This window comes from Synechococcus sp. A15-62 (genome assembly GCF_014280075.1).
In the GTDB taxonomy this organism is placed as follows: Bacteria; Cyanobacteriota; Cyanobacteriia; order PCC-6307; family Cyanobiaceae; genus Parasynechococcus.
Window position 1 is genome coordinate 659,955 of the sequence record NZ_CP047950.1, and the last position, 24,293, is coordinate 684,247.

Below are 24,293 nucleotides of genomic sequence, written 5' to 3' on the forward strand. Positions count from 1 at the left end.
TCACACCTTGAGGATGTCGGCTTCCTTGTTGGCCAGATGCTTCTCGAGTTCAGCAATGAACTTGTCGAGCGTTTTCTGCACGTCGTCTTGCTCATCGCGGCTCTGGTCTTCTGAGAACTCGCCCTCCTTTTCCTGCTTCTTGATCTTGTCGATCGCGTCGCGGCGCAGGTTGCGCAGAGCCACCTTGCCTTCCTCGGCGTACTTGGAGGCCAGCTTGCAGAACTCCTTGCGGCGTTCCTCGGTGAGGGGCGGCACGTTGATGCGGATGATCTTGCCGTCGTTGTTGGGGGTGAAGCCCAGCTCGCTCATGGCGATCGCTTTTTCGATCGAAGCCAGGGCGCTGATGTCGAACGGTTGGATCTGGATCGTCTGGGAATCAGGAGTCGACAGCGTGGCCAGCGACTTCAGCGGGGTTTCGGCGCCGTAGTACTCCACGCTGATGCGATCCAGCAGTGAGGAATTGGCCCGGCCGGTGCGGATGGTGTTGAAGTTGCGCTGGGTGGCCTCCACCGACTTGCGCATGCTGGCTTCGAGGTCCTGGGTCGACATGGTTGCTGAGGGAGGAGGCGTGCGTACTGGGAGGCTTTGTTAGGCGGGGTCGCCGATGCGGGACCCGATCGGTTCCCCGGCTACGGCTCTGCCGATGTTGCCAGGTTCAAACAGGTTGAAAACAACAATCGGGATGTTGTTGTCTTTGCAGAGAGCGATGGCGGTGCTGTCCATCACTCCCAACTCGCCGCTCAGCACATCCTGATAGCTGAGCTGAGAGTGCTTCACCGCATCGGCGTGCTTGGCCGGGTCCTTGTCGTAGACCCCATCCACCTTGGTGGCTTTGAACACCACATCGGCATTGATTTCAGCGGCCCGCAGGGCCGCTGTGGTGTCGGTGGTGAAGAAGGGGTTGCCGCAACCGGCGCCGAACACGACCACCCGGTTTTTTTCCAGGTGCCGAATGGCCTTACGGCGGATGTAGGGCTCCGCCACTTCCTGCATGGCGATGGCGGTCTGCACCCTGGTGGGAACGCCGGCCCTCTCGAGACCATCCTGAAGGGTGATGGCGTTCATCACCGTGGCCAACATGCCGACGTAGTCAGCTGTGGCCCGTTCCATTCCCGCTGCAGAACCCTTGAGGCCGCGGAAGATGTTGCCTCCGCCAACAACGATCGCCAGTTGGGTGCCATTGGCCACCACCTTGGCCACGTCGGAAGCAATCGACTGAACAATGGCGGGGTCGATGCCATAGCCCTGAGATCCCATCAGAGCTTCGCCGCTGAGTTTCAGCAGGACGCGTGTGTAGGTCATCTACGGTCCAGATCCTTTTGACAGTAGCAAGCACTGGCATAAGCCCCTGATCGCCGCTTGGATGGGGAAATTGCGGCTGTTAGATGCCAGAGACCGATGCCACCCAAAGCGGTGTGATGGCCCGTCTCACACTCTCAGCCCTGGAACGCGCCAGCCAGGATCCGGACTGTTGGCGTGAGCCTGTTGTTCACCGCGCTCTACTGGTGAGTGGGCTGTCGGTGCTCACCGCGGCCACCCGTCATCTGCAAGACGAACTCGACGCGGCTGAAGCGGCCTAAGGCTGGGTTGTTCAACCCTTAAAACTCAATCCCCGCTTGGGCCTTCACCCCCTGTTCGCGGAAGGGGTGGTGCACCAGGGTCATCTCAGTCACGAGATCGGCCCGCTCCACCAGCTCAGCTGGTGCGCCCCGGCCGGTTACCGCAACGTGGGTGAGCTCCGGTCGCTCGTTTAATCCGGCGATCACCGTACCGGCCTCGATGTAGCCCAGTTTCAAGGCCACATTCAGCTCGTCGAGCAGCACCAATTTCACGCTGGCATCGCTCAGGTAGCCCAGGGCTGTCTGCCAGGCCTCCTCCACCAGTTGTTGATCCCGCTCTCGGTTCTGGGTCTCCCAGGTGAAGCCTTCCCCCAGGGCATGCCAGCTCACCTGCTCACCGAAGGCCTGCAGTGCCCGTGCTTCGCCGGGTTCCCAGCCTCCCTTGATGAATTGAACAATGGCCACCCGCTCGCCATGGCCAAGGGTGCGCAGCACCAGCCCAAGCCCGGCGGTGGTTTTGCCTTTGCCCTGGCCGGTGAACACCAGCACCAGTCCCTTCTCTTTGCTGCGTTCCTCCACCCGCTGCTTCTGCACCTGCTGGCGCCGCTCCATCCGTTTGCGGTAACCGGCGTCGTCGGTTTCGGGGGCGAGCTTGCCCCCCATGCCCAGCTCTGCGGCGGATTGATCGAGGTCGTTCGTGCTCATGGAGGAAGAGGCGTTGTTGGTTTTATCGAGGCCGCGTTGCGGTGATGCGTTGCAGGGCCCGGCCCGCCAGCAGCTCCTGGCTCACGCTGCTGAACCCGAGTTGCTCCAGCTCGGTGGGCAGGTCGTCCTCCAGCATGGCGGTGGCGGTGTCGGTTTCAAACAGGGCGCAAAACAGTTGTTGGGGAAGCTTCAGCCAAGCTCCGGCTGGATGCAGATCCACAAGCACCAACCAGCCGCCCGGTTCCAGCAGCCGCAGGGCACTACGGAGCACCCGTTTCCGATCGCTGCGGGGGAATTCGTGCAGGGCCACGCTCAGCTGGATGGCACTGAAGCTGGCATCGGCCAGAGGCGGATCTTCGGCCAGTCCCTCCACCCGCTCCAGGCTGGGGTGGCGTTGAGCGGCCAAATCCAGGGCGCGGGGGGAGACATCGATCCCCGTCACGGCAAAGCCCGCCGCCAGCCAAGGGGCTGCTGCTTCGCCACTGCCGCAGCAGAGATCCAGCACCGCCGCGCCGGGCTTGAGATGGGGCTGCACCGCTTCGAGCCCCAGGCCCCGCAGGCGCTCCACCCCACCCACACTCAGCGATGACACCGCCGTGACCGTGTCGTAAATCCAGCGGTAGCGGTAGGCCAGCGGCCTCAGAAATGAGGTCATCGTTGATGTGCAAAGAAGGGCAGACAGGGTGACGTCAGGCCGGTTGCCGGGCCAGGGCTGCATCCACCGCCTGCTGCTGGTCACGCCGGGTGATCCAGTGGTGATAGGTGCGGGTGTGGATCGTCACCGAGTGGCCCATCATCCTGGCGGCGACGGTGTCCGGTAGGCCGACGTGGATGGTCCGCACCGCCCAAGCGTGGCGCAGGTCGTAGGGGGTGATCGGCAGGTCGTAGCGGCGGAACTGTTCACTCACCCGCCGTCCCACCTGCTGCAGGGTGGTGCGACGCAGATCGGTCTGGATCGCCGGCAGAGCGGCTGGGTTCTCCGCCAGCTCTCGCAACTCGAAGTGCTCGACCCAGTCGGGATGGAAGGGCCAGCTCTGGTGCTCACCGGTTTTGGTGGTGGGCAGCACCCGCAACACCCGATCTCCTCCGGGCGCTAGCGAGGAGCAATCGCAGAAGAACACCTCATGGTTGCGCAGGCCGTAGGTGGCCATCAGGGCAAAGGCCAGGCGCCACTGTGGATTGGGGATGCGGCCTGCGGCCTCCAGAATCTGTGGATCAGTGGGCAGCTGGCGGAACCGGGCACGGTGCAGGCCGTAGCCGCTGGCTTCCTGGCGCCAGTCTTCCGGTAAGGGCAGCTCCAGGTGACGGGCCAGGGCGGCCAGGGCCGTGGCGCACTGCTGCCGGCTGCGGCTGCCGTCGTCGTAACTGGTCAGCGTCTGCATCAGCAGCGCTGGCTCCAGCGGCTGATCACCGCACTGACGTGCCAGTCGCCTGAGGTAGGGCAAGTAGGCACTGGTCCAGGTGGTGCGACTGCTCGCCGGGGAACGGCGTCGACGCGGGTCGGCAAAAAAGGCTGCTTCGAAGCCCTCGATGGCGGCCTGGATCCCGATCGAACGTCCTCTGGCCGTGGCTGCAGACGTGGAGGCCGACCAGAGCGCCCAATCAAAACTGCGCTGCTCCAGTTGCAGCTGCACAAGGGCAGCGGTGCTGAGGGCCTGATTCAGTCCGGCTGCATCGGCCATCAGCCCCAGGCTGATCCGTTGCAAGCCGTTCCGGCTCGGATCCCCACGCAAAGGCAGAGACCCGCGCAGGTTCAGGCGCCGACCCCGCTGTTCGATGCGCAGGCGTGACCCCTGTGCCGCCAGCTGCGCATTGGCGGTCTCCAGCGCACTTTTGAGCTCCATAAATGTGTCGTTGGAACCAAGGATCGCGTCCGTGGCGGCTACGCTCAACCCCCGAAAACCGTTCTGATCGGTATGTCTCGCGTCGGTGTCGTCCTGCTGAACCTGGGTGGCCCGGAGCGTATCCAGGACGTTGGCCCGTTTCTCTATAACCTGTTCGCCGATCCCGAGATCATTCGGCTTCCCAGTCCTGCGCTGCAGAAACCGCTGGCTTGGTTGATCAGCACCCTGCGCAGTGGCAAGTCGCAGGAGGCCTATCGCTCCATCGGTGGCGGATCGCCGCTACGGCGCATCACTGAGCAGCAGGCCCGTGAACTCCAGAGCTTGCTGCGTCAGCGCGGCATTGATGCCACCAGCTACGTGGCCATGCGCTACTGGCATCCGTTCACGGAATCCGCCGTGGCGGACATCAAGGCTGATGGCATGGATGAGGTGGTGGTGCTCCCCCTCTACCCCCATTTTTCGATCAGCACCAGTGGATCCAGTTTCCGCGAGCTGCAGCGCCTTCGTCAGGCGGATCCCGCATTTGAGAAGCTGCCGATTCGCTGCATCCGCAGCTGGTTTGACCATCCGGGCTATGTGAAGGCCATGGCCGAGCTGATCGCGACAGAGGTGCGCAACAGCGACGATCCCACCAAGGCCCATGTCTTCTTCAGTGCCCACGGTGTGCCGAAGAGCTACGTCGAAGAGGCTGGCGACCCCTATCAGAAGGAGATCGAAACCTGCACGGGCTTGATCATGAAGGAGCTGGCCGTTCAGGTGGGTCACGACAATCCCTTCACCCTGGCGTACCAAAGCCGTGTGGGCCCCGTGGAGTGGCTCAAGCCCTACACCGAGGAGGCCCTTGAGGAATTGGGTCAAGCCAAGACCAACGATCTGGTGGTGGTGCCGATCAGCTTCGTCAGCGAACACATTGAGACGCTCGAGGAGATCGACATCGAATACCGGGAGTTGGCCACCGAAGCCGGTGTGGTCAATTTCCGCCGCGTGCGCGCTCTCGACACCTACGCCCCCTTCATCGAAGGCTTGGCGGATCTCGTGGCCACAAGCCTGCAGGGCCCTGAGGTGAGTCTCGATGCGGCGGCAGAGCTGCCCAACAAAGTGAAGCTCTATCCCCAGGAAAAATGGGAATGGGGTTGGAACAACAGCTCTGAGGTCTGGAACGGCCGTCTGGCCATGGTTGGTTTTTCAGCCTTTTTGCTCGAGCTGATCAGTGGTCAAGGGCCGCTGCATGCACTCGGTCTGCTCTGACCCAGCCAGGTGAGCTACGGGCCCTTAACCTTGAGGGTCATTGACCCGTCGCCTCTGTGACTCTCACCTCAGCGTCTTCGGCCGTCACTGGGCAGCAGGCCGGTCACGGTGGTCAGAAAATGTCTGGGGCGACTGCCCTGATGGATGCGTTGCGGCGCCATGACGTCGACACAATTTTCGGCTACCCCGGCGGCGCGATTCTCCCGATTTACGACGCACTCCACATCGCCGAGAGCGAGGGCTGGGTGAAGCACATCCTGGTGCGGCATGAGCAGGCCGGCACCCACGCGGCCGATGCCTATGCGCGCGCCACCGGCAAGGTGGGCGTTTGCTTCGGCACGTCGGGGCCTGGTGCCACCAACTTGGTGACCGGTATCGCCACAGCCCAGATGGACTCGGTGCCCATGGTGGTGATCACCGGTCAGGTGCCGCGTCCGGCGATTGGCACTGATGCTTTCCAGGAGACCGACATCTTCGGCATCACCCTGCCGATCGTGAAACATTCCTGGGTGGTGCGTGATCCGGCCGATCTCGCCTCCATCGTTGCCCAGGCCTTTCTGATTGCAGCCAGTGGTCGTCCGGGCCCCGTGTTGATTGATATCCCGAAGGATGTTGGCCAGGAGATGTTCGATTATGTGCCTGTTGAGCCCGGATCGATTGTTCCCAAAGGCTTCCGCAAGCCTCAGCCCCCCCGGGATGAACCGATCCTTTCGGCGCTTGAGCTCATCGCCGAAGCAGAGCGTCCCCTGCTCTATCTGGGCGGTGGTGCGATCTCAGCTGGTGCTCACGACAGCCTGCGGGTGATTGCGGAGCGGTATCAGATCCCCGTCACCACCACCTTGATGGGGAAGGGTGCCTTCGATGAAAACGATCCCCTTTCGGTGGGCATGCTCGGCATGCATGGCACGGCCTATGCCAACTTCGCTGTCACCGAATGCGATCTGTTGATTGCTGTTGGCGCCCGTTTTGACGATCGGGTGACCGGAAAGCTCGACACCTTTGCTCCTCGGGCGCAGGTGATCCACTTTGAGATTGACCCGGCCGAAATCGGCAAGACCCGGCGCCCCGATGTGGCGGTGCTCGGTGATCTGGGCCTGAGCGTGGCGCGGTTGGTGGAGCTGAGCATGCAGCAGCAGGTGCAACCCCGCACGTCCGCTTGGTTGGCACGCATCGCTGAGTGGAAACAGACCTATCCCCTCACGGTGCCTCCCACCGAAGGCCCCCTCTTCCCCCAGGAGGTGCTACTTGCCGTGCGCGAGTTGGCCCCCAATGCCATCGTCACCACGGACGTGGGCCAGCACCAGATGTGGGCGGCCCAGTACCTGCGCAATGGGCCCCGGGGCTGGATCAGCAGTGCCGGTCTCGGCACCATGGGCTTCGGCATGCCGGCCGCAATGGGCGCCCAGGTGGCTTGCCCCGATCGTCAGGTGGTGTGCATCGCAGGTGACGCCAGCATCCTGATGAACATTCAGGAGCTGGGAACCCTGGCGGCCTATGGCCTCCCAGTGAAGGTGGTGATCGTGAACAACCACTGGCAAGGCATGGTGCGCCAGTGGCAGGAGAGCTTCTACGAGGAGCGCTATTCCGCTTCCGACATGCTCAATGGCATGCCGGACTTCGTGGCTCTCGCCCGCTCCTTCGGAGTCGACGGCGTGCACATCCGCGAGCGGGAGTCGTTGAAGCGTGATCTCGAGGCGGCGCTCAAGGCCCCCGGTCCGATGTTGATCGACATCCACGTGCGTCGTGGTGAGAACTGCTATCCGATGGTTCCCCCGGGCAAAAGCAATGCTGAAATGGTGGGCCTACCGGCTCCCATGCCGGTTCTCAACGCTCCGACCTCTTGATTCGTCTCGTCTTAATCGGCCTTCTGCTGCTGCTTTGGGCCGTGCCGGTACAGGCCGCTGAGGTGCTTCAGGTGCGCAGCAGCTCACTGTTGCAAGTTGGAGATCGCAACCGCACCTACACCGTTGCCCTGGCCTGTGCTTCCGTTGATCCGAGCCAGGAAGCCGAGGCCACCGCATGGCTGCGTCAGGAGCTGCCGCGTCGTCGCAAGGTCAATCTGCGGCCGGTCGGCTCCAGCGAGGGCCAGCTGATGGCTCGGGTGACCCCGATTGGTGCTGAGGGTGACCTCAGCACTGGCTTGATTGCCGCTGGTCTGGCCAGCAACAGCTGTGGGGTCGATGGCTGATAACCGCATTGCCCGGGGCATTGTGTTGGTGCCCTGCTTGCTTCTGGGGGGTGCCTTTCTTGCCACAGCGGCCTGGGGCCAGGGCGCTGCAGCTGAAAACCGGACCCTCGCGATCGGCATCGGTGTTGGCTTGCTGTTGGCGGGTTGGTTGTCCCAGTTGGGTGGCGGCTCAGAGGGTGGGACTGAGACCTCTGTGACAAAACCAGACGAGTCCGACCCCTCTCCCTAATTTGCGGGGATCGGGTTGCTTCCCTCCGATCCCATGTCGAAGCCTGAGTGGCGACGTTGGCCTTGGCTGTCGTGGAGTGTTGTTGCAGCCACGCTGATCGGCTGCCAGTCGATCGTCGCCAGTGGCGTCAGTCGCCCGAGGCTGGCGGTGCTGCTGCCAATGGGGCACCGCGATGCTGAATTGCGACACAACTTCCTCCAGGGCTTTCGTCTGGGCCAGGCATCAGTGGAGGCTTGTGGTGAGCCCTTCCCGCAGGTTGCCTGGTATGGGAGCAACTCCGGCGACGCTCCCGCTCCTCAGTTGATGCCCTCGATGGAGCTCAAGTTGCTGGTGGCTCCCCCGTCTGCGGATCTCCGGGCTTACGCCGCCGTGGCAGATGAGCGGGATCTCACCGTGCTTCTCCCCTATCAGCGGGGGCAGTCGCTGGACACCCTGCGCGGGCTGGAAGGCCGTGAACGGCTCTGGCCGCTTGTCCCCTCCCGTCAGGAGGATCTGAAGGCGATGGTGGCGGCGGCCATGGAGGCCGGCTGGGGACGGGCGATGGTGGTTGAGGACCCTTCTGCCCTTGAGTCCACCAGCTCCAATGCCTTTGTGGAGCTGTTCAATGCCGCTGGCGGCATTGTTGAGAGCTACGAAGCGCAGTCGGTTCAGCGGGTGGATCCCAGCAACGACGCGCGTCTGCAACGGTTCAAGGACGACATGGCCTGGTCTTGGGTGCCCACCGTTGTGGTGGCTGATGCTCCAAACGGCCCTCTCTCGCAAGAGCTGCGGGCTGAGCAGCAGCAGGGGCGTTTCGGTGGTGGTGCACCGCAGGCGCCGAACTGGATTTGGCTCAGCGAGGCGGAGGATCTGCAGGATGCGCCCGCGGTGCCCTGGCAACAGCTTGGGCTGCAGCACCCAGCCCGTGGTGCGGGCTGGGCTGAGTTTCAACAGGATTTCAAGCAGTTCACCGGCAAGGCTCCATCGTTGCTCGCGGGTGCGGGTTTTGATACGGCGCGGCTGTTGGCCCTGGCCGATGCAGCCCCTTGGCCAAGGTCCGCTGACGGGGGCATCGATGCGATGGGGTGGGTGGACCCCGATCAGAAGGAAGCCGTTCCGATTTGCCAGGCCTTTGATCAGCGTCGCCGCGGCGAGCGTCTGCGTCTCAAGGCCGTGGCCAGCGATTCCCGCTTTCGCGCCGGCCAGGCACCATCGGGCCAGGCCCTGGCCGGTCTGATCGAATGAGGTCTGGGGAGATGACCTAGAGATGCTGCGCCTGAGTGAACTGAAGCTGCCCCTCGACCATGGGGAGGAAGCGCTGCAGGAAGCGGTGCTCCAGCGTTTGCGGATCCCTGCGGATCGTCTTCTGGGTCAGACCCTGGTGAAGCGCAGTGTTGATGCCCGGCGCCGCGACCGGATTCAGCTGATCTACAGCGTGGACGTTCAGGTGAAGGGGGAAGCCGCCCTGTTGCGGCGGATCGGTAACAAAGGCCGGGTGCGTCTCGCCCCAGACACCCGCTACCGGTCTGTGGGTCATGCCCCGGATGGCTTCCCCTTGGATGCGGGCGATCGGCCGGTGGTGGTGGGGGCGGGCCCCTGCGGTTATTTCGCTGCTCTGCTGTTGGCGCAGATGGGCTTTCGCCCGCTGTTGCTGGAGCGGGGTCAGGCTGTGAAGCAACGCACCGCAGACACCTTCGGCTTCTGGCGGGGCACCAGCCCCTTTAACCCGGAATCCAATGCCCAATTCGGTGAGGGCGGAGCCGGCACCTTCTCCGACGGCAAGCTCTACAGCCAGGTGAGTGATCCCGAGCACTACGGCCGCAAGGTTCTTGAGGAGCTGGTGGCCTGTGGTGCCAGCGAGGAGATCCTCACGCTGCACCGTCCCCACATCGGCACTTTCAAACTCGCCACCGTGGTGCGAGGCCTGCGAGCACGGATTGAAGCCCTCGGGGGTGAGGTGCGTTTCAACAGTCGCGTGACACGCCTTCAGCTCAGCGACAGCAGCGCTGGGAAGCCGCATCAACTCGATGGAGTGGTGCTGGCCGATGGAACGGAGATTCCCTGCCGCCATCTGGTGCTGGCCCCCGGTCATTCTGCGCGCGACTGCTTTGAAATGCTGGAGCACATCGGTGTGCAGCTGCAGCGCAAACCGTTTTCCGTGGGTGTGCGGATTGAGCATCCGCAGCATCTGATTGACGCAGCCCGCTGGGGAGAGGCGGCGGGCCATCCGCGTCTCGGTGCAGCCGAGTACAAGCTGGTCCACCACGCCGAAAACGGCCGCTGCGTTTACAGCTTCTGCATGTGTCCCGGGGGATTTGTGGTTGGCGCAACCTCGGAGGAAGGCCGGGTGGTGACCAATGGCATGAGCCAGCACTCCCGCAACGAGCGCAACGCCAACAGCGGTTTGGTTGTGGCTCTTGACGCCGATGACCTGGCGCCGTTTGAACGCTTCCTCGGGGATCCGTTGGCGGGGATTGCCCTTCAACGGGAGCTGGAGGCGCGCGCCTTCAGGCTGGGTGGAAACAGTTATGCCGCACCGGCGCAGCGGTTGGAGGACTTCCTGGCTGCCCGTCCCTCCACCCGTCTTGGTGCCATCGCAGCGTCGTACCAGCCGGGCGTGCACCCCGCCGATCTGGATGCGTTGCTTCCACCTCCCATCGTTGAGGCCTTGCGGGAGGCGTTGCCGGTATTTGCCCGCAAGCTGAAGGGTTACGACCACCCCGATGCAGTGCTCACAGGAGTGGAAACCCGCACGTCATCGCCCGTGCGGATTCCCAGGGATGAGGCGTTGGAATCGCTCAATGTGAAGGGGCTGGTGCCGGCCGGTGAAGGGGCGGGCTACGCCGGCGGCATCCTGTCGGCTGGAATTGATGGCATTCGTGCCGCTGAGGCATTGGCCATCCAAATCCTGAACACGAGTTCCCCGTCCTCTTGACCCCTCCTTTCGGTGATCAATAGCCAGCGAAGGGGGTCGAGGAGTGATGCACGACGATTCGCAGGGCACCTGCGTCATCTCGCACGTAGCCAAAGGTCTTGTCGACCTTGCTGGTGGTGCCATCAGCTGCCTCAATGTGCACCCAGCCCATCGCATTGGCGGTGTTGCCGAAGCTTTGGATGACGAAAATCTCGGGCTCACATTTCACCCAGGGGCTGCGCTTCGCGCCGGGCGTCCCAATGGCAAAGCCGGGGTCAGCAAAGCTGGGATCGTCTCCTACGAAATAGGACACAGCACCAGCGCGAGTGTCGCGGAAGGTCACGTCACCTTTGGCCCAGGTGGGCTTGAAGGCCACAGGGCCGAACTGGTAGCCGTAGGCAGCATCGATCACGTCGCCGGCCAGGGGTTTGGATTTGGCCAAACCTCCCTCAGCATGGGTTTTGCTGATGTTGATGAGTGCATCACACCAAGCGTTCTGGGCAGCTTTCACCTCGCTCACACGGATGGTTTCTGACATCACCGCTGGCTTGGCTTCCGCGGTGGCAGCTCCAGAGATCAAGGCACCCATGGCGGCTGCACTGGCCAAGCCGAGGCCGAGGATCGCTTTGAACATCGTGCAAGTTGAGAGGCAATTCACACTGGCTTGCATTCGGAGGCAAGTCAGGTTTTGCCAGTGAATCGAAACCGGCGGGATCAGGTTGGCGCTTGCGCCACGATCCCGCTCCACTGCACGGCTTTCACCTGATCCCGTCGCCAGGAATGGAACAGCTCGGGTTCACTGACGGTGCACAGCGGGCAGTGGGCGATCCGTTCGCTGAGGATTCCCGCGCCCTTGAGCTGCACTCTGGCGGCCGTTCGAATGTCCAGGCGATGCCGCCCCGGCTGCTCATCCGGCAACAGGGCCCCGGCCTCGGATAACGAGGCCTCGTCGGGGATCGCGGCGCTGACGGCCTCCACCACCTCGTCGCCCACCTGGTAGCAGGGGCCGCTGACAGCCGGACCCAGGGCAACGACCAGATCCTCCCGCTGCGCACCCCGCTCTACCAATTGATTCAGGGCCGTGATCAGGATTCCAGCCGCCACCCCACGCCAACCGGCATGACAGGCCGCGGCATGCCCGGTGCGGGGATCGGCGATCAGAACCGGGGTGCAGTCGGCGCCGCACACCCAGAGGCTCTGGCCTCCGCGATCACTCACCAGGCCATCGGCCTCAGGCCAGGGATCCTGAAGGGCGTCGCTGGCGTTGAGGACGATCCCACTATGAATCTGCTGGGGCCGGTGGATGCTGATGCCGGCGCTGACGTATCCCGCCAGTTCATCAGGTCCACGGCCGTGCCAGAGCCGGGTGAAAAAGCCGTGCTCGAACCCCTGATCGTGCAGAAGATCGCTCTGGAGGTAATAGCCCCCGTAACAACCGATCCAGGTCCAGCCCTTCAACGTGTTGAAGCGGCTGTCTGGTCGATCAAATGGCCCGTCTTTCATCAGCCCTGCAATCAGGCCATGGGGATGTCCCGCAGCATCCAGAAACCACCGAAGGTCTGTTCTTCGGGGCTGGACTGGATGGCGATGAATTGGAGGCCGCGCACCTGCTGCTGCGAAGTGGCCAGGGCTTCGGCGATTTCAGCGGCGATGCCTGGCTCCAGGTCGCTCACCAGCCAGCGGTCGTCCTGACCAGCCTCCAGCACCAGCTGGCGGTCTTCAACGATCATCCGCACGGGTTCCAGACCCCCCAACCAGCCCGCCATGGCAAGGGAGCGGCTTTGGCTGAACAGGCGCAGACCAGGAACAGAGGCCTCGGGGTCGATGCCATCGGGCACCGGCAGCAGACCGCTGAAACTCATCGGCCATTCCGATGCCTCCAGCAGCAGGCTCGCCGGCAGGGCGGCCCAGCTCCAGGCATCTCCTTGAACTTCCTCCGGCAGGGGCACCGGTGGGGTTGGAACGGGAGCCGGCGGCGGTGCCAATGGGCCCGCCATGAAGCCCTCCTCCTCGGGATACACCTCCCTCTCGCGCTGTTGAAGCCAGTCGAGCAGGGCGAAGGTGCGGCGACTGGGAATCACCTCGAGGTCTTGTTCGGCTGCGGCGCGCTGCACCATGGTGCGCATCGAACTGCGCCAGCAGCGCAAGCGCACTGGAGAACCCCAGCCCCCGCTGGCGGATGCTTCCTTGGCTTCAGCCAGGGCTTGGCTCAACCAGAGCGAGTTCACATCACCAGAGGGGCACACCTTGGCGAAGCGAAATGGCTCTGCATCGCCACTTGCGGCGGGAGTGGAGGTGATCAGCAGCTCCCAGCGCTTGCGGCCATCGGCCTCAAGGATGGGTCGGGAGTAGAAGTCGAGTTCCCAGTCTTCAGCGGCTGTCAGGGCAGCAGTGCTCATCCGGCGGATTGCTCCTGCTGTTTCAGGGTGTTCTGGGCGCGGCTGGCGCGATCGGCGGCTTCAGCCATCACCTTGTCTTTTTCGATCAGCAGCTCGCCAGGAGGCCCCTCCAGCAGGGCAGTGTTGAGGCCGATCCGTCCGCGGCCCGGGTCCAGTTCCGTGATCAGGGCCGACACTCGGTCGCCCTGGTCGAACACCTCACGGATCGAGCGCAGGCTGCCATTGGTGATGGCTGATTGGTGCAGTAGTCCGCTGATGCCACCGAGGTCGACGAACAGGCCGTAGGGCTTCACCGCAGCAACCTGGCCCTCCACCAATTGGCCCACCTCCAGATCCTGGAAGCGTTCCGCAACAGCAGCCCGCTTTTCGGACAGCACCAGCTTGCGCGTCTCCGAATTCACCTCGATGAAGGCCACGCCCAGGGTCTTGCCCACCAGCTCCTGATGGTTTTCACCGTTTTGAAGTTGAGAGCGGGGAATGAAGCCGCGTAGCCCTTCGAGATCGCAGGTGACCCCGCCGCGGTTGAAGCCATTGACGATGACTTGAACCACTTTCCCCTGTTTCTCCAGCTCCTTCACTCGGTCCCAGCTCTTGCGCAGCTCAAGGGCGCGACAGCTGATCGTGACCATCCCATCAGCGTTCTGCTCACGGGTCACCAGAACTTCAACCTCCAGGCCCTTGGGGAAGCGCTCCCGGAAGTTGGTCACAACGCCCAGGCCCGCTTCGCTCTTGGGCATGTAGCCGGGGGCTTTGCCGCCGATATCCACGTACACGCCATCGCTTTCGATGCCGATCACCGTGCCCTTGATCACCTCACCGGTGGTGCCAACCGGAGCGTTCTCGTCGAGGGCGGCGAGGAAGGCTTCTTCATCGAAATCGAAGTCGTCCACGCTGCGCGGCTGATTGCGCTGCTCTTTCCTGGGTTGCTGATCCGGCGCACCCATCAGGTCAGCCATGGTCATGCCTTCCATGCCGCCCATGTCGAACAGAGCGTCGTCATCCGTTGCTGGTGACGAGGCGGGTTCCTGCTGGACCGGTCGCGGAGGGGTGGCGAGACCCGCCCGTTCCTCAAGGATGCGTGCCTTTTCCGCCGCAGCCTCTGCTGCTGCCCGAGCTTCAGCCGCTTCCCGAGCCAGCTTTTCCTGCTCCTCGCGGCGGTTGATCTGCATCACCTGCAGCGGTTTCGTCGCTGCCGGCTTGGGTGCCTTGGGGCGGTTGGGCTGCGGGCTGCCGGCTGCGGGCATGGACCATTGGGCTTTTCGATCGCTCATTTTGACAGGCTGGGCTGGGATCAGCACCCCCGTGCCTGTGCAACTCCATGGACCAGCTCCGCAAGCGATTTGATCAGCTGACGTGGCCCGAGGCCAGTCATGCCGCCCGCCAACCTGGTGCCACGGTGATCTGGCCGTTTGGAGCCTGTGAGCAACACGGCCCCCAATTGCCGCTTTCGACGGACGCTGTTTTTGCTGACGGAATCCTTGATTCCGTGTTGTGGGGGCTTGAGCCGGCTCTGCCGATTTGGCGACTGCCCTGTCAGGCCATCGGCTTTTCGCCTGAGCACCAGAACTTCCCCGGCACCCTCAGCCTTTCGGCCCCTCTACTTCTGGATCTGGTCGACCAGGTGGGCACGCAGCTGGCGGCGATGGGGGTGCAGCGCCTTGTTCTGTTCAACGCCCATGGCGGCCAGATCGGTTTGCTGCAGGTGGCAGCCCGACAGCTGCGGGCTCGCTGCCCATCGTTGGCCGTTCTGCCCTGCTTCCTCTGGAGTGGCGTGGAGGGGCTGGCGGATCTGTTGCCTGAGCAGGAGCTGCTCCATGGTCTTCATGCCGGCCAAGCCGAAACCAGCTTGATGCTCCAGATGGCTCCAGATCTGGTGGGATCGGCCCGCCCGGTGGATGGACGTCCAGCGCCGGGTTCCGCCCCGGAGCCGCCGGAGGGTTGGAGCCTCGAAGGGGCGGCACCCTGCGCTTGGCTCACCGACGATCTCAGCGCGACGGGGGTGATCGGGGATGCCCGCCAGGCCTCAGCAGATCTGGGACGTTGTCTGGAAGATCGCTTGATCAACCACTGGCAGAAGCGTTTTCAGGCCCTTTTGACCAGCGACTGGCCACCCACCCAAAGCCTTCTCTCCAAACCGTCCAAGATCACGCCCACGTCCTGAACCTTGGACGCATGTGTCCCCAACTCTTGGGGCACTGGTTATTGTCGGTCCCACTGAACGTGGTGGACAGCGTCCTATGACTACCCTCAATGCACCTGAAGCACCCGTGCTGGAGGGCCAGGACGCACTGCCGGATTTCACGACTGCTGCCTACAAGGACGCTTACAGCCGGATCAACGCCATCGTGATCGAGGGCGAGCAGGAAGCCCACGACAACTACATCTCCCTTGGAACACTGATCCCCGAGCAGGCCGAGGAGCTCAAGCGTCTGGCACGGATGGAGATGAAGCACATGAAGGGCTTCACATCCTGCGGTCGCAACCTTGGCGTTGAAGCCGATCTGCCTTTCGCCAAGAAGTTCTTCGAACCCCTTCACGGCAATTTTCAGGCTGCTCTCAAAGAGGGCAAGGTGGTCACTTGCCTGCTGATTCAGGCCTTGTTGATCGAAGCATTCGCCATTTCCGCGTATCACATCTATATCCCTGTGGCCGATCCCTTCGCCCGCAAAATCACTGAGGGTGTGGTGAAGGATGAGTACACCCACCTCAATTACGGCCAGGAATGGCTGAAGGCCAACTTCGAGGCCAGCAAAGATGAGCTTTTTGAGGCCAACAAAGCCAATCTTCCACTCATCCGCTCGATGCTCGAAGACGTGGCTGCTGATGCTGCTGTCCTTCACATGGAGAAGGAAGACCTGATCGAAGACTTCTTGATCGCTTATCAGGAAGCTTTGGGTGAAATCGGCTTCACCTCCCGCGACATCGCCCGCATGGCAGCAGCAGCGCTTGCTGTTTGAGCCGTTTCAGGGCTTGATCATTCGCCGGTTTATCGACAGGCACGTTGCCGTCGATACCGGTTGCCATGGGAGCATGGTCGTTCGAGGTGTTCTTTGAGACGTCAGCGGTAAGACATGTTTGGTCTGATCGGACATTCAACGAGTTTTGAGGCTGCCCGCCGCAAGGCGATGGAACTCGGGTTCGATCACATCGCCGATGGTGATTTAGATGTGTGGTGCAGTGCACCTCCGCAGCTCGTTGAGCACGTGAAAGTCACTAGTCCTGTAGGAACGACCATCGAGGGTGCCTACATCGACTCCTGCTTCGTGCCCGAGATGCTGAGCCGCTTCAAAACGGCCCGGCGCAAGGTTCTTAACGCGATGGAACTTGCCCAGAAGAAGGGCATCAACATCACTGCCCTGGGCGGCTTCACCTCGATCATTTTCGAGAATTTCAACCTCCTGCAGCACCAGACAGTGCGGAGCACCACCCTGGATTGGCAGCGGTTCACCACCGGAAACACCCACACGGCCTGGGTGATCTGCCGTCAGGTGGAGAACAACGCTCCAACCCTTGGCATTGACCTCAGCAAAGCCAAGGTGGCCGTAGTAGGTGCCACTGGTGATATCGGCTCAGCCGTCTGTCGTTGGCTGCAGGCACGCACCGGAGTTGGTGAGCTGCTGCTAGTGGCGCGTCAGCAGCAACCGCTGCTCGATCTTCAGCAGGAACTGGGAGGTGGACGAATTCTGTCGCTCGATGAAGCCCTGCCTGAGGCCGATGTGGTCGTCTGGGTGGCGAGCATGCCCCGCACCCTTGAGATCGATCAAGACAGCCTCAAGAAGCCCTGTTTGATGATTGATGGGGGCTATCCCAAAAATCTCAATACCAAGGTCGCCGGTGGTGGCATCCACGTTCTCAAGGGTGGAATCGTTGAGTTCTGCCGCGACATCGGCTGGTCGATGATGGCCATCGCCGAGATGGAGCGGCCGCAGCGCCAGATGTTTGCCTGCTTTGCCGAAGCCATGCTGCTCGAGTTTGAGCGCTGCCATACCAACTTCAGCTGGGGACGCAACAACATCACCCTCGAGAAGATGGATTTCATTGGTGCGGCATCGGTCCGCCATGGGTTCAGCACCTTGAACCTCCATCCCAACCTGCAGGCCACCGCTGCCTGACCCTCGGAGAGCCAGAGCCATGCCCCGTCGCCCCCTGCTTGAGTTCGAAAAACCGCTCGTCGAGCTTGAGCAGCAGATTGAGCAAATCCGCCAGCTGGCCAGAGATTCGGAAGTCGACGTTTCGCAGCAGCTTCAGCAACTGGAGAGTCTCGCGGCCCGTCGTCGTCAGGAGATCTTTCAGGGCCTAACTCCAGCTCAGAAAATTCAAGTTGCTCGTCACCCGCAGCGTCCGAGCACGCTGGATTTCATCCAGATGTTCTGCGACGACTGGGTCGAACTGCATGGCGATCGTCGCGGTAATGACGATCAGGCCTTAATTGGCGGTGTCGGCCGAGTTGGCGATCGACCCGTGATGTTGATCGGTCATCAGAAAGGCCGCGACACCAAGGAAAATGTCGCCCGTAATTTCGGGATGGCTGCTCCGGGTGGCTACCGCAAAGCCATGCGGTTGATGGACCATGCCGATCGTTTCCGCCTGCCGATTCTCACGTTCATCGATACCCCCGGGGCCTACGCCGGCCTTGAGGCTGAAGAGCTTGGTCAGGGTGAAGCGATCGCCGTCAACCTGCGGGAGATGTTCCGCTTGCGAGTTCCGGTGATCGCCACCGTGATTGGTGAAGGCGGCTCCGGGGGTGCCTTGGGCATCGGGGTGGCGGATCGCTTGCTGATGTTCGAGCACAGCGTCTATACGGTGGCCAGCCCTGAGGCCTGTGCATCCATTCTCTGGCGTGATGCGGCCAAGGCGCCTGATGCGGCGGCAGCCTTGCGGATCACGGGTCGTGACCTGCTGGAACTTGGGGTGGTGGATGAGGTGCTCGAGGAGCCCTCCGGTGGCAACAACTGGGCACCATTGGAGGCTGGAGAAAACCTGCGGGCGGCGATCGAGCGTCACCTCGACCAACTGCTGAGCCTTTCGGAACAGCAACTGCGTGAGGCCCGTTACTCCAAATTCAGAGCGATGGGGCGGTTCCTCGAAAAAACGTCACAGGATGTCGACAAAGCCGCTTAAAGTGTCGCGGTTTGCTAACGGTTTTTGCCAACGGCTCTAATCACAGGTGCGAGCCGAGGCATAGGTTGCCGAACTGCTGAGCTTCTGGCTCTCCAGGGCTGGGACTTGTTGCTCACCGCCCGTAGCGCTGATCAACTGGAGCAGCTGAGTGATCAGCTCAGCTCCAAGGGCGTCTCTGTGGCCTCTGCCGCCATCGACCTGACTCAACCTGATGGCATCGCTTCTGCGATGGCTGGCTTGTTGCAGCAGGGTGAGACCCCTTCAGTGTTGATCAACAACGCGGGGGCTGCTTACACCGGCGATCTAATGGCCATGCCGATCGAGCGTTGGCAATGGCTGCTACAGCTGAATGTCACCAGCGTGATGCAGGTTTGTTCTGCTGTTGTTCCCTCCATGCGTGAGAACGGCGGACTGGTGATCAACATCAGCAGCCATGCCGCCCGCAATGCCTTCCCTCAATGGGGTGCGTATTGCGTCAGCAAAGCTGCCTTGGCCAGCTTCACCCGCTGCCTGGCGGAAGAGGAACGGAACAACGGCATTCGTGCCTGCACCCTCACTCTTGGGGCCGTGAACACACCACTGTGGGACGCGGAAACCGTACAAAGCGATTTCGATCGTCGTGCCATGCTCTCTGTCGATCAGGCGGCAGAAACACTGGCGAATCTGGCGATGCAACCCAGCAACCAGTTGATCGAAGACCTCACACTTATGCCGGCCGCCGGCGCCTTCTGAACGAACACCATGACCTCCACAGTCCCTTTCGTTTCCAACGGCGTCGCCAACGGCAACGGCAACAAGCTTTTGAATCCCCAGGTTTCAGCCCGAATTCGTGAACGGTTGATCGACTCTGGAGTTTCCTTTCTGGCCAACGACAACATCGCTGATCACCTTCAGCCCGGTGAGCTGGATCAGCTTCAGGTTGAAGTTGCAGACAAGGTTCGCGACCTGCTGCGCAGCCTGGTGATCGACATCGATAACGACCACAACACCCATGAGACGGCTGAGCGGGTCGCCAAGATGTACCTCCAGGAGGTGTTCAAGGGGCGTTACCACCAGCAGCCCAAGGTGGCCAGCTTCCCCAACGTGAAACAGCTGGATGAGATCTACACCGTTGGCCCGATCACGGTGCGCTCGGCCTGCTCTCACCACCTGGTGCCGATCATGGGCAACTGCTGGATCGGGATTAAGCCGGGTGCCCGGGTGATTGGCCTTTCCAAGTTCACCAGAGTGGCCGATTGGGTCTTCTCCCGCCCTCACATTCAGGAAGAGGCTGTGATGATCCTTGCTGACGAAATCGAAAAGCTCTGTGAGCCTCAGGGTCTTGGCATCATCATCAAGGCGCAGCACTACTGCATGAAGTGGCGTGGCGTGAAGGAGCCCCAAACCAGCATGGTGAACTCAGTGGTACGTGGTGATTTCCGCCACGACCCCAGCCTCAAGCAGGAGTTCTTTGAGCTGGTGCGTCAGCAGGAAGCCCTGCTGAGCACCTGATCAGCTTCGACTCAACCCTGTTTCACAGCCTCGACAAGGGCTTGAACCTTGTCGAGGTTTTTCCATCCCGGTCGTTCCTCAAGCCGACTGGAGGCATCGAGCCCCTGGGGAGTAACGCGACTAAGCAGTTCCGGAACCCATTCCGCACTCACTCCTCCTGCCAGCCACCACGGCACCGATAGCTCGGTCTCGCGGACCCAATCAAGAGGGATCCGGTGCCCGGTGCCGCCCAGTTGATCGGCGCTCCAAGCATCGATCAGCAGAGCATCCACGTGGGGCGCATAGTGCTCGAGCTGCTTGAGATCGTCGGGTTCACGCACCCGTAACGCTTTCCACCACTTCTGGCGGGGGTAGCGCTGTTTCAAGTGTTGGCAGCGTTCGACGGACTCGCCGCCGTGCAGCTGCACCACGGAAGGCTGCCCAGCACCGTTGAGCGCTTCCTCGAGGGCGGCATCGTCCGGATCGGCCACCACCCAAACGCGATGCAGCTGGGGGTGCTGATGTTCCAGCAGCTGGAACAACCCCCTGCGCTGGGCTGGTTCCACAAAGCGTGGGGTGGCGGGTACGCCGATCACGCCAATCGCCTGCACGCCCATCTGCGCGATGGCTTGAGCCTGCTCGGGGTCGGTGATCCCACAGATCTTGAGGTCTGGAGTGGGGCGGGGATCACGCAAGGGCTGCATGGATTGCTCTCCCTAGGATCGTGGATGGCAGTCCGCAGCAGCGGCACACGACGGGATTGGCGGTGGGAGAGGGCTGGCAGGTGCTCAAGATTGGCGGAATCCCCCTGCGGCTCCAGCCCAGCTGGTTGTTTGCCGTGGCGATCTTCACCACGTTGTTTCAATCCCGCTACGCGACCACGGCCCCGGTAACGGTGAGTTGGGGGCTGGGATTGCTGACCACCTTGTTGCTGTTCAGCTCCGTGCTGCTGCATGAATTGGGCCATGCCCTGATGGCCCTACGGGAAGGGGTAAAGGTGTTGAGCATCACCCTGTTTCATCTGGGCGGCATCGCGCGGGTGGAGAAGGAATGCCCCACCGCCATGGGCAATCTGCGCATTGCGGCTGCTGGTCCGATCGTGAGTTTGGTGCTCGCCTTCGGGATGTTGGCGGGGGCTGCAGCGCTGTCGGACACCCAGCCCTTGGCCACACAGTTGTTGAGCCAGGTGGGTTTGCTGAACTTGATGCTTGGCTTGTTCAATCTCTTGCCAGGACTGCCCCTCGATGGCGGGCTGATCCTCAAGGCCTTGGTCTGGCAGCTGAGTGGCAGTCAGCAGAAAGGCGTTCAGGTGGCATCGGCGTCCGGGCGGGCTTTGTCGATGCTGATGATCCTGTTGGGCGGTGTCCTGCTCTGGCAGGGCTGGGGGCTCAACGGCCTCCTGCTGATGTTGATCGGTTGGTTCGGCTTGAGTGCCAACCGCAGTCAGACCCAGATGCTGCACTTGCAGAAGGTGCTGCGGGAGTTGAAGGTGGAGGCTGCGGCCGGCAAACGTTTCCGCGTGCTGGAGGCGGATCAGACCTTGCGGCGCCTCAGCAAGCTGCGGCTGACGGCCAGCGAGGCGGAGGGGCCTGCTGATTGGGTGCTCGTTTGCAAGAGCGGCCGTTGGGTGGGTTGGATTGACGATCAGCCCCTGAAACTCCTTCCGGTGCAGCAATGGGACCAACAGCGTCTCGAGGATCATCTACGGCCCCTCACCGAACTGCCGTCCATCGCAAGTTCGGCCTCACTGGTGGATGCGGTGCCGGCCCTGGAGGCGGCCTCCCAGGGGCGCCTGTTGGTGGTGAGTGCTGCGGGCCTTCCCTCCGGCACCCTTGATCGCATGGATGTGGGCGATGCAGTGCTGAAGCGGCTCGGGGTGACCCTGCCCCCAGCGATTCTCGATGAGGCGCGCAAGCGCAATGGATACCCCCTGGGTTTGGCGATGCTTCCCCAGATGGTGCAGACGATGCAGGCTCAGAGTGCAGAGCCGGACGCCAGCTCGACCTCCAACTCCTGAACTTCGTCAGCCTTCAGGGGCTGCATCTTCCACGGGCAATGGCTCCAGGATTGAACCAGACTTTGGCGCAGTCGTTGATCCAGCTCCAGCCGGTTGATCCGGGCCGGAGCCGCCGCCGGTGCCGCTTCCTCAAACACCTCCTCCCAGAGCTCAGCAGGTGAATCCATCAGGATTTCACCGTGCTGAAGCAGGCGACCGTTCTGCCATCGCTGGGCGCTACCGACCCGTTTGACGCCGCACGGATCCACCAGGTCAGCCACCGTTGCCGTGGCGAAACAGTTGTTGGCCTCGGCACCAGCCGGGTCGGAACCGAAGTGCAGCGGTAGGCCGAGATCCTGGAAGCCATCGATCAACCACTGGCAGGCCTGGCGGTAGGCCTCCTGGCGTCGCCGGGGTGCATCCGGCCAGATCAAGGCGTAGGTGAGACCGCCCGCATGAAGCACGGCCCGGCCTCCGCTGGGGCGTCGCACCAGGCTGATGCGGCCGCGGCGGGCCAGATCATTCCAGTGCTCAGGCCAGTGGCGTTGATGGCGTCCCAGTGAGAGCCAGGGCCCATCCCAGCGGTAAAAACGCAGAACCGGACCGCTGCTGCGCTTCAGAAGCCAGGCATCCAAAGCCATCTGGGTGTGTCCGTCCGCTTGCTGGGTGGGGAGCAAACGCCCGGTTGCGGGCATGCTGGAGGAAAGCATCGTTCGCACGCCATGGTGCCCTGGTGGGATGTGCCGATCCTGATCGCCCTGGGCCTGCTTGCGGGGGGCTTGGCCGGGCTGTTGGGGATCGGCGGTGGCTTGATCTTTGCCCCGCTCCTGCTCTGGCTTGATCTCCCGCCCCATCAGGCCCTGGCCACCAGCAGTTTCGCCATTGTGCCCACTGCTTTGGCGGGCACCATCACCCATCTGCGCCAGGGGCGGCTGCCGACCCGGCCGGGACTCGCCATCGGCTTGGCAGCCTTTGGCTCGGCACTGCTGTTCGGTGGTTTGGCCGGTTTGGCAGCGGGCTGGATTCTGCTGGCGATGCAGACGCTGATGTACATCGTGCTGGCGTTCTGCGTTCGCGAACGGCCCGAGACGGATGTCAATGATGACGTTGATGACAGCAGCGCACCGCAGTTGGCTGGTGTGGGCTGCATCGCCGGCTGGACCGCTGGGATGTTGGGCTTGGGCGGGGGGCTGGTGATGGTGCCCCTGATGAGCGGTCCGATGTCTGTTCCGATTCATCAGGCCGTGCGGCTGAGCACTGTGGCGGTGCTTTGCTCGGCCAGCGCAGCATCCCTGCAGTTCCTGCATGAAGGACGCGGCGTTCCTCTGATGGGCCTGCTGCTGGGGGCGGTGGCAGCGACCGCTGCGCAGTGGACGGCCAGCCGTCTCGATCAGTTTGATGCGGCCCTACTCGTGCGCTGCCTGCGGGGGCTCGCCATCATCCTGGCGATCGACAGCTCCAGGCGGGCCCTGCAGCTTTGGTTGAGCTGACTGGTCAGCTCAACTCAACAGACTCCAAAACCCCGCATCCAGCTCATAGCCCAGGGCTGCGGCCATCTGGGAGAGGTTGCCCCGCATCGGGCGTCCGAGCTCTCGCTGGCAGAGGTCGTCCAACACCATCAATCGATGCGTCACCCAGAGCTCCAAGGCTTCCGGGTCAAAACGGAGGCCTTCGCTGCGGCTGAAATTGTGGGGTACCACCAGGGCAACATGGCGAATCAAGCTGCCCTGGTCGCGTTCAAGCAAGAGCGGCAGCCAGGGGAAGCGCGCATCGGCCCGTAGGGCCCAGAGCCGAGGCTCGGGGCATTCTGGCAATTCGCGTGGGTCATCCTGCGCCCGTGGCCAGTCGAAACGAAGCTCGAGCACCGGTCCCTGGCTGAGCAGTGCATCCAGCGGCTGAGTGCTCCAGATCTCCAGCGGCCGTAGATCCAAGGCGCGGATGGCAGGGGCATCGATCAGAACCGGATCCATGGGCTGGTGTGACAGGCCTTTGCGAATGATGGCCTGCAGCCCTTCCCTCAGAGAAGAATAGGACCGTTTGATGCATGGCTCCCATGGAAACCGTTCTGTCTGCACCTGAGGTGTTCATTGCCCTCGTGGTGGCTGCCCATGCCGCTGTTCTGGCCCTTCGTCTCTCCATCAGCCTTTACGAGGCCTGATTTCAAAAGACGCCCAGATCAACGGGCGTGGAGCTGGTCTTGGCACTGCGAACGGATTGCGTTAAAAGCGGATGTTCGTGCTGATGCGGTGACCGCCAGTCAGGTTCAAAGATCAGCTCCCCGCACGGATGCAGCCAGCATGGCTGCAGCGATTCAGCGGCAGACCGACCAACAGGAATTGCAGTGCAGCCTTCTCGCCTTGGCGTCCAAGGCGGGTCTTATTCTGTTGGGCGCTGTGAGCTTGATCCGCCTGTCGGTGGCCTATCAGGAACGCATGGATCGCCACAGTGAAATCGCGGCGGTCGTGTCGATTGAGTCGGCGAAGTTGGAAACGCTGCAACAACGGTTCGATCGTCTATTCAGCATCGGTGGAGAGAAGCGGCTGATCAGCGAGCAGGATCAGTGGATCGCCCCCAATCGACTGCGCGTGATCTGGCGCTGAGATTCGTGACCAGCGGCGTTGGGATTGAGTGCCGACCGGCA

At 62.5% G+C, this 24,293-nt stretch carries 29 protein-coding genes; 17 read left to right on the forward strand and 12 right to left on the reverse strand.

Annotation, left to right across the window (positions count from 1 at the left end; genetic code table 11):
• Positions 1 to 549 (reverse strand): ribosome recycling factor, encoded by a 549-nt coding sequence (gene frr / locus SynA1562_RS03615; RefSeq protein ID WP_186494776.1) that lies wholly within the window; start codon positions 547 to 549, stop codon positions 1 to 3.
• A 39-nt stretch (positions 550 to 588) separates the two neighbouring features.
• Entirely contained in the window at positions 589 to 1,302 is a 714-nt protein-coding gene (gene pyrH, locus SynA1562_RS03620; RefSeq protein ID WP_186494777.1) for a UMP kinase, read from the reverse strand.
• An 83-nt stretch (positions 1,303 to 1,385) separates the two neighbouring features.
• Between pyrH and SynA1562_RS03625 the strand changes: the two genes are divergently transcribed.
• Complete coding sequence (locus SynA1562_RS03625) at positions 1,386 to 1,580, forward strand: hypothetical protein (protein WP_186494778.1); 195 nt, start codon at positions 1,386 to 1,388, stop codon at positions 1,578 to 1,580.
• A gap of 18 nt (positions 1,581 to 1,598) precedes the next feature.
• Here the strand turns inward: SynA1562_RS03625 and cobO are convergent, their stop codons facing one another.
• Genes cobO through SynA1562_RS03640 form a run of 3 tightly spaced genes read right to left on the reverse strand, consistent with a single transcriptional unit; the run spans position 1,599 to position 4,108 of the window.
• Positions 1,599 to 2,264: a cob(I)yrinic acid a,c-diamide adenosyltransferase gene (gene cobO, locus SynA1562_RS03630; RefSeq protein WP_186494779.1), complete on the reverse strand. Its 666-nt coding sequence runs from the start codon at positions 2,262 to 2,264 to the stop codon at positions 1,599 to 1,601.
• A 22-nt stretch (positions 2,265 to 2,286) separates the two neighbouring features.
• Positions 2,287 to 2,919, reverse strand: a complete 633-nt coding sequence (locus SynA1562_RS03635) for a class I SAM-dependent methyltransferase (protein ID WP_186494780.1) — start codon at positions 2,917 to 2,919, stop codon at positions 2,287 to 2,289.
• A 34-nt stretch (positions 2,920 to 2,953) separates the two neighbouring features.
• Complete coding sequence (locus tag SynA1562_RS03640) at positions 2,954 to 4,108, reverse strand: site-specific integrase (protein ID WP_186495293.1); 1,155 nt, start codon at positions 4,106 to 4,108, stop codon at positions 2,954 to 2,956.
• A gap of 72 nt (positions 4,109 to 4,180) precedes the next feature.
• Between SynA1562_RS03640 and hemH the strand changes: the two genes are divergently transcribed.
• Genes hemH through SynA1562_RS03670 form a run of 6 tightly spaced genes read left to right on the forward strand, consistent with a single transcriptional unit; the run spans position 4,181 to position 10,687 of the window.
• Entirely contained in the window at positions 4,181 to 5,356 is a 1,176-nt protein-coding gene (hemH, locus tag SynA1562_RS03645) for a ferrochelatase (protein ID WP_186494781.1), read from the forward strand.
• Positions 5,357 to 5,412: 56 nt separating this feature from the next.
• Positions 5,413 to 7,200: a biosynthetic-type acetolactate synthase large subunit gene (ilvB, locus tag SynA1562_RS03650; RefSeq protein ID WP_186494782.1), complete on the forward strand. Its 1,788-nt coding sequence runs from the start codon at positions 5,413 to 5,415 to the stop codon at positions 7,198 to 7,200.
• The gene (locus SynA1562_RS03655; RefSeq protein WP_186494783.1) at positions 7,197 to 7,544 is read left to right on the forward strand and encodes a nuclease; all 348 of its coding nucleotides are present in this window, start codon (positions 7,197 to 7,199) and stop codon (positions 7,542 to 7,544) included. Before ilvB ends, SynA1562_RS03655 begins: the two co-directional genes overlap by 4 nt.
• Positions 7,537 to 7,773, forward strand: a complete 237-nt coding sequence (locus tag SynA1562_RS03660) for a GIVxVP protein (RefSeq protein ID WP_186494784.1) — start codon at positions 7,537 to 7,539, stop codon at positions 7,771 to 7,773. The genes SynA1562_RS03655 and SynA1562_RS03660 overlap by 8 nt, the downstream gene beginning before the upstream one ends.
• A 33-nt stretch (positions 7,774 to 7,806) precedes the next feature.
• Positions 7,807 to 8,997, forward strand: a complete 1,191-nt coding sequence (locus SynA1562_RS03665) for an amino acid ABC transporter substrate-binding protein (protein ID WP_255445720.1) — start codon at positions 7,807 to 7,809, stop codon at positions 8,995 to 8,997.
• A gap of 22 nt (positions 8,998 to 9,019) precedes the next feature.
• Positions 9,020 to 10,687, forward strand: coding sequence for an NAD(P)/FAD-dependent oxidoreductase (locus SynA1562_RS03670; RefSeq protein ID WP_186494786.1), 1,668 nt, complete (start codon positions 9,020 to 9,022; stop codon positions 10,685 to 10,687).
• A 16-nt stretch (positions 10,688 to 10,703) separates the two neighbouring features.
• Here SynA1562_RS03670 and SynA1562_RS03675 read toward each other — a convergent pair whose 3' ends face one another.
• From SynA1562_RS03675 to SynA1562_RS03690, 4 genes are all read right to left on the reverse strand, one after another.
• A complete protein-coding gene (locus tag SynA1562_RS03675) occupies positions 10,704 to 11,300 on the reverse strand; it encodes a hypothetical protein (RefSeq protein WP_186494787.1) in 597 nt (198 codons plus the stop codon).
• An 80-nt stretch (positions 11,301 to 11,380) separates the two neighbouring features.
• The gene (pgeF, locus tag SynA1562_RS03680; protein ID WP_186494788.1) at positions 11,381 to 12,169 is read right to left on the reverse strand and encodes a peptidoglycan editing factor PgeF; all 789 of its coding nucleotides are present in this window, start codon (positions 12,167 to 12,169) and stop codon (positions 11,381 to 11,383) included.
• Positions 12,170 to 12,180: 11 nt separating this feature from the next.
• Positions 12,181 to 13,065 (reverse strand): Tab2 family RNA-binding protein, encoded by an 885-nt coding sequence (locus SynA1562_RS03685; protein WP_186494789.1) that lies wholly within the window; start codon positions 13,063 to 13,065, stop codon positions 12,181 to 12,183.
• Positions 13,062 to 14,309 carry a S1 RNA-binding domain-containing protein gene (locus SynA1562_RS03690; protein ID WP_186494790.1) on the reverse strand — a complete coding sequence of 416 codons (1,248 nt, stop codon included), beginning with the start codon at positions 14,307 to 14,309 and terminating at the stop codon, positions 13,062 to 13,064. The genes SynA1562_RS03685 and SynA1562_RS03690 overlap by 4 nt, the downstream gene beginning before the upstream one ends.
• A gap of 74 nt (positions 14,310 to 14,383) precedes the next feature.
• Between SynA1562_RS03690 and SynA1562_RS03695 the strand changes: the two genes are divergently transcribed.
• The 6 genes from SynA1562_RS03695 to folE all read left to right on the forward strand — a co-directional run bounded on the left by SynA1562_RS03695 (position 14,384) and on the right by folE (position 19,677).
• Positions 14,384 to 15,226, forward strand: a complete 843-nt coding sequence (locus SynA1562_RS03695; RefSeq protein WP_186494791.1) for a creatininase family protein — start codon at positions 14,384 to 14,386, stop codon at positions 15,224 to 15,226.
• Positions 15,227 to 15,302: 76 nt separating this feature from the next.
• On the forward strand, positions 15,303 to 16,022 hold the full coding sequence (locus SynA1562_RS03700) for an aldehyde oxygenase (deformylating) (RefSeq protein WP_186494792.1): 720 nt from the start codon (positions 15,303 to 15,305) through the stop codon (positions 16,020 to 16,022).
• A 114-nt stretch (positions 16,023 to 16,136) separates the two neighbouring features.
• Positions 16,137 to 17,177, forward strand: coding sequence for a long-chain acyl-[acyl-carrier-protein] reductase (locus SynA1562_RS03705; RefSeq protein WP_186494793.1), 1,041 nt, complete (start codon positions 16,137 to 16,139; stop codon positions 17,175 to 17,177).
• Between the two features lie 19 nt (positions 17,178 to 17,196).
• Positions 17,197 to 18,186: an acetyl-CoA carboxylase carboxyltransferase subunit alpha gene (locus SynA1562_RS03710; protein ID WP_186494794.1), complete on the forward strand. Its 990-nt coding sequence runs from the start codon at positions 17,197 to 17,199 to the stop codon at positions 18,184 to 18,186.
• Between the two features lie 24 nt (positions 18,187 to 18,210).
• A complete protein-coding gene (locus SynA1562_RS03715; protein ID WP_186494795.1) occupies positions 18,211 to 18,918 on the forward strand; it encodes an SDR family oxidoreductase in 708 nt (235 codons plus the stop codon).
• A gap of 9 nt (positions 18,919 to 18,927) precedes the next feature.
• Positions 18,928 to 19,677 (forward strand): GTP cyclohydrolase I, encoded by a 750-nt coding sequence (gene folE / locus SynA1562_RS03720; RefSeq protein WP_186494796.1) that lies wholly within the window; start codon positions 18,928 to 18,930, stop codon positions 19,675 to 19,677.
• Positions 19,678 to 19,688: 11 nt separating this feature from the next.
• Here folE and SynA1562_RS03725 read toward each other — a convergent pair whose 3' ends face one another.
• Entirely contained in the window at positions 19,689 to 20,360 is a 672-nt protein-coding gene (locus SynA1562_RS03725; protein ID WP_186494797.1) for a phosphoribosylanthranilate isomerase, read from the reverse strand.
• A gap of 62 nt (positions 20,361 to 20,422) precedes the next feature.
• Between SynA1562_RS03725 and SynA1562_RS03730 the strand changes: the two genes are divergently transcribed.
• Entirely contained in the window at positions 20,423 to 21,673 is a 1,251-nt protein-coding gene (locus tag SynA1562_RS03730; protein WP_186495294.1) for a site-2 protease family protein, read from the forward strand.
• On the opposite strand, the gene SynA1562_RS03735 is transcribed toward SynA1562_RS03730, so the two are convergent.
• Positions 21,631 to 22,347, reverse strand: a complete 717-nt coding sequence (locus SynA1562_RS03735) for a lipoate--protein ligase family protein (RefSeq protein WP_186494798.1) — start codon at positions 22,345 to 22,347, stop codon at positions 21,631 to 21,633. The genes SynA1562_RS03730 and SynA1562_RS03735 overlap by 43 nt on opposite strands.
• A gap of 27 nt (positions 22,348 to 22,374) precedes the next feature.
• On the opposite strand from SynA1562_RS03735, the gene SynA1562_RS03740 reads away from it, so the two are divergent.
• Positions 22,375 to 23,142, forward strand: a complete 768-nt coding sequence (locus tag SynA1562_RS03740) for a sulfite exporter TauE/SafE family protein (protein ID WP_186494799.1) — start codon at positions 22,375 to 22,377, stop codon at positions 23,140 to 23,142.
• A gap of 9 nt (positions 23,143 to 23,151) precedes the next feature.
• Here SynA1562_RS03740 and SynA1562_RS03745 read toward each other — a convergent pair whose 3' ends face one another.
• Positions 23,152 to 23,622 (reverse strand): CRR6 family NdhI maturation factor, encoded by a 471-nt coding sequence (locus SynA1562_RS03745; RefSeq protein WP_186494800.1) that lies wholly within the window; start codon positions 23,620 to 23,622, stop codon positions 23,152 to 23,154.
• 83 nt (positions 23,623 to 23,705) lie between these two features.
• Here SynA1562_RS03745 and psaM point away from each other — a divergent pair, with 83 nt between their 5' ends.
• Together psaM and SynA1562_RS03755 are read left to right on the forward strand one after the other, a co-directional pair.
• Positions 23,706 to 23,810 (forward strand): photosystem I reaction center subunit XII, encoded by a 105-nt coding sequence (psaM, locus tag SynA1562_RS03750; RefSeq protein ID WP_025362433.1) that lies wholly within the window; start codon positions 23,706 to 23,708, stop codon positions 23,808 to 23,810.
• Positions 23,811 to 23,949: 139 nt separating this feature from the next.
• On the forward strand, positions 23,950 to 24,252 hold the full coding sequence (locus SynA1562_RS03755) for a hypothetical protein (protein ID WP_186495295.1): 303 nt from the start codon (positions 23,950 to 23,952) through the stop codon (positions 24,250 to 24,252).
• Positions 24,253 to 24,293 lie beyond the last annotated feature (41 nt).

Coding starts and splice junctions, on each gene's coding strand:
- SynA1562_RS03725 (WP_186494797.1), bottom strand. CDS start 20,360: ATGCAGCCCTTGCGTGATCCCCGCCCCACTCCAGACCTCAAGATCTGT.
- SynA1562_RS03690 (WP_186494790.1), bottom strand. CDS start 14,309: ATGCCCGCAGCCGGCAGCCCGCAGCCCAACCGCCCCAAGGCACCCAAG.
- psaM (WP_025362433.1), top strand. CDS start 23,706: ATGGAAACCGTTCTGTCTGCACCTGAGGTGTTCATTGCCCTCGTGGTG.
- SynA1562_RS03685 (WP_186494789.1), bottom strand. CDS start 13,065: ATGAGCACTGCTGCCCTGACAGCCGCTGAAGACTGGGAACTCGACTTC.
- SynA1562_RS03740 (WP_186494799.1), top strand. CDS start 22,375: ATGGTGCCCTGGTGGGATGTGCCGATCCTGATCGCCCTGGGCCTGCTT.
- SynA1562_RS03675 (WP_186494787.1), bottom strand. CDS start 11,300: ATGTTCAAAGCGATCCTCGGCCTCGGCTTGGCCAGTGCAGCCGCCATG.
- SynA1562_RS03745 (WP_186494800.1), bottom strand. CDS start 23,622: ATGGATCCGGTTCTGATCGATGCCCCTGCCATCCGCGCCTTGGATCTA.
- hemH (WP_186494781.1), top strand. CDS start 4,181: ATGTCTCGCGTCGGTGTCGTCCTGCTGAACCTGGGTGGCCCGGAGCGT.
- SynA1562_RS03670 (WP_186494786.1), top strand. CDS start 9,020: ATGCTGCGCCTGAGTGAACTGAAGCTGCCCCTCGACCATGGGGAGGAA.
- SynA1562_RS03755 (WP_186495295.1), top strand. CDS start 23,950: ATGGCTGCAGCGATTCAGCGGCAGACCGACCAACAGGAATTGCAGTGC.
- SynA1562_RS03635 (WP_186494780.1), bottom strand. CDS start 2,919: ATGACCTCATTTCTGAGGCCGCTGGCCTACCGCTACCGCTGGATTTAC.
- frr (WP_186494776.1), bottom strand. CDS start 549: ATGTCGACCCAGGACCTCGAAGCCAGCATGCGCAAGTCGGTGGAGGCC.
- SynA1562_RS03665 (WP_255445720.1), top strand. CDS start 7,807: ATGTCGAAGCCTGAGTGGCGACGTTGGCCTTGGCTGTCGTGGAGTGTT.
- folE (WP_186494796.1), top strand. CDS start 18,928: ATGACCTCCACAGTCCCTTTCGTTTCCAACGGCGTCGCCAACGGCAAC.
- SynA1562_RS03640 (WP_186495293.1), bottom strand. CDS start 4,108: ATGGAGCTCAAAAGTGCGCTGGAGACCGCCAATGCGCAGCTGGCGGCA.
- SynA1562_RS03660 (WP_186494784.1), top strand. CDS start 7,537: ATGGCTGATAACCGCATTGCCCGGGGCATTGTGTTGGTGCCCTGCTTG.
- pyrH (WP_186494777.1), bottom strand. CDS start 1,302: ATGACCTACACACGCGTCCTGCTGAAACTCAGCGGCGAAGCTCTGATG.
- SynA1562_RS03705 (WP_186494793.1), top strand. CDS start 16,137: ATGTTTGGTCTGATCGGACATTCAACGAGTTTTGAGGCTGCCCGCCGC.
- SynA1562_RS03695 (WP_186494791.1), top strand. CDS start 14,384: ATGGACCAGCTCCGCAAGCGATTTGATCAGCTGACGTGGCCCGAGGCC.
- SynA1562_RS03700 (WP_186494792.1), top strand. CDS start 15,303: ATGACTACCCTCAATGCACCTGAAGCACCCGTGCTGGAGGGCCAGGAC.
- SynA1562_RS03625 (WP_186494778.1), top strand. CDS start 1,386: ATGCCAGAGACCGATGCCACCCAAAGCGGTGTGATGGCCCGTCTCACA.
- cobO (WP_186494779.1), bottom strand. CDS start 2,264: ATGAGCACGAACGACCTCGATCAATCCGCCGCAGAGCTGGGCATGGGG.
- pgeF (WP_186494788.1), bottom strand. CDS start 12,169: ATGAAAGACGGGCCATTTGATCGACCAGACAGCCGCTTCAACACGTTG.
- SynA1562_RS03735 (WP_186494798.1), bottom strand. CDS start 22,347: ATGCCCGCAACCGGGCGTTTGCTCCCCACCCAGCAAGCGGACGGACAC.
- SynA1562_RS03710 (WP_186494794.1), top strand. CDS start 17,197: ATGCCCCGTCGCCCCCTGCTTGAGTTCGAAAAACCGCTCGTCGAGCTT.